Below are 2,172 nucleotides of genomic sequence, written 5' to 3'. Positions count from 1 at the left end.
CCCACGCTGTCGTGCAACTCGCGCGCGATGCGTCTTCTTTCTTCGTCCTGCAATGTAGTCATGCGGGCGTTGAGCGCTTCCAGTTGCTGCGTTTTGCGATGCAACTCCGCGAACACCCTGACCTTTGCCCGCAACAACTCTGGAACCACAGGAACGGAAAGGTAATCCACGGCTCAGTGCTGGTATCCCTTCAGCCGGTCGAGGTCCGTCATATGAATCCCGGAGATGAAGACAATCGGTGTGTTTTGAAAGCGCGGGTGCCCGTGGATCATCTGAGCAATTTCGAAACCATCCATTCCGGGCATGCCCACGTCCATGAGCACGAGGGCCGATGTCATTTTTCAGCAGGTGTTCCAGGGCTTCCATTCCCGAATGAACCTTGATGAGGTTCTCGCCCAGTTCGCCCAGTATGGCTTCGTAGCTCAGCAGTTTGCCTGGCTGGTCGTCAACCATCAGGATGTTGATTTTTTCATCCACAATCTTCAGTACTGATGAGCTTGCAATAATTCCCAAAATGATTCCTAGAAAGACCCGTCGAGAAGGGCCTCGGCGGCACTACATATTGTGTATATCTTATGTCAGGTACAGTTTTGGCCACAAGAAAATAGAAGGAATCCCTTAATCGCAATCCTCGTAGGTGGCCACAGAACGAAAAAACCCACCACCGTCTAGGAAGTTGCGAGGCTGGGCAGCCAAACTTTACAAGATGGCGCCTCCCTGGGAAACCTCGTGGACCTAGCCAAGTGCAAGCTGCATAGCAACTTAGGAGCGGACGGTTATTTGGTTACCCACTTGCTCCCCTTCCCAAGCGCGGAGGTGCTTCATACAAACGACAGTCCGTGAGAATGTCTTGGGACGGCAGATGCCCAGTGTGGAGGTGACACCTTGCGAGGCGAAACCAAAGAATGTTGGAAAGAACTTTGCAAGAGGGCCGCAGTTGAGCAAGATCCAGAGAGGTTTGTAGCGACAATCCAAGAGCTGCTTCAGGCATTGGAGGATCGCGAAGAACGGCGGCGCAACGTGAGAGTCGCATTGTCAGGTGCGCTTGACGGGCGGCAGGTCTGCGTGGAACCTTACGCGTATGAGATCGCGACTCTTTGCCCACATTCTGCTTGCCTTTTTGTACAGCGCTTCCGTCGCTGCTCTTCAATTGCCGAGCGCATCGAGCAGCGCGCAGACATCCGTTGCGCTGCCACAGATCCCATCGCCAACAGGTCCTTACGGCATCGGCAGGATTGGCTATCACTGGACAGACGCATCGCGTCCCGACGACTACGATCCCAAACTCCGTCGCGAGCTGATGGTCTACCTTTGGTATCCGACGGCGAAGTCCGACGGCGCAAAAGGACAGTACTTCCCAGGCGCGGCTCAGATGGACGCCCTTCCTGAGATCCACAAGATCATGAGCGGCGAGTTCGGCAACGCCTGGGCGCAGATTCTTTCGGGAGAGATTTCCTCGCATGCGATCGAGCACGCGCCGATCGCCAAGAGCGGCGTGCCATTCCCGGTTATCACCTTCTCTCACGGTCTCGGCAGCAGCGGGTTCCAATACACAGTGCTACTCGAACATCTGGTGAGTTATGGATATATCGTCGCCAGCATTGAACACACGTACACGGCTAAGGCGATCAGGTTCCCGGACGGCAGAGTTGTCACGCAAAGAAACGATTCGCCGCCTGACGGACTCTCCCCAACCGAGCGCCAGAAGTGGATAATGAGCCGAGTCTCGATCGGTATCAGCGAAGGGGCCGCCGACGTTCGGTTCGTGATCGATCGCATAGAGGAACTTAACCGCGACAAGCAATCCGCGCTGGCTGGCGCAATCGACCTGAAGCGACTCGCGGCTATGGGACACTCGGCAGGAGCGGAATTCGCCGCGCGCGCCTGCCAGCAGGACTCGCGCATCCACGCCTGCGTCGACCTCGACGGCGGCATGATGCCGGTCGCCGCTCTACCGCTCTTCGAGGACGATCGAAGGATGCGCCAGCCGCTCCTGTTTCTGGAAGCCTACCACCCCGACGATAGGATTGGTGGCATGTCCGACGAAATCGCGAAATACAAAAAAGTCAGGGAACAGCAGCTTCAGGAATTACCTCCGGGCTCCTATGCCGTGGTGCTGCACTCTCCCGGGATCGCCCACCCGAGCTTCAGCGATGTGCCGCTTCTCTTCCA

2 protein-coding genes are annotated in these 2,172 nt (G+C 56.5%); both read left to right on the top strand.

Annotation, left to right across the window (positions count from 1 at the left end; genetic code table 11):
• Positions 1-315 precede the first annotated feature (315 nt).
• A complete protein-coding gene (locus tag VNX88_06870) occupies positions 316-492 on the top strand; it encodes a hypothetical protein (GenBank protein HWY68369.1) in 177 nt (58 codons plus the stop codon).
• Positions 493-1,081: 589 nt separating this feature from the next.
• Positions 1,082-2,172, top strand: a 1,091-nt coding sequence (locus VNX88_06865; GenBank protein HWY68368.1) for a hypothetical protein, incomplete at its 3' end; no start/stop codon positions are given.

Source organism: Terriglobales bacterium, from assembly GCA_035567895.1.
Classification (GTDB): Bacteria; Acidobacteriota; Terriglobia; order Terriglobales; family Acidobacteriaceae; genus Gp1-AA112.
Note: the sequence above shows the minus strand (reverse complement) of the source record. Positions and strands in the feature narration are given on the sequence as shown.

Coding starts and splice junctions, on each gene's coding strand:
- VNX88_06870 (HWY68369.1), top strand. CDS start 316: ATGAGCACGAGGGCCGATGTCATTTTTCAGCAGGTGTTCCAGGGCTTC.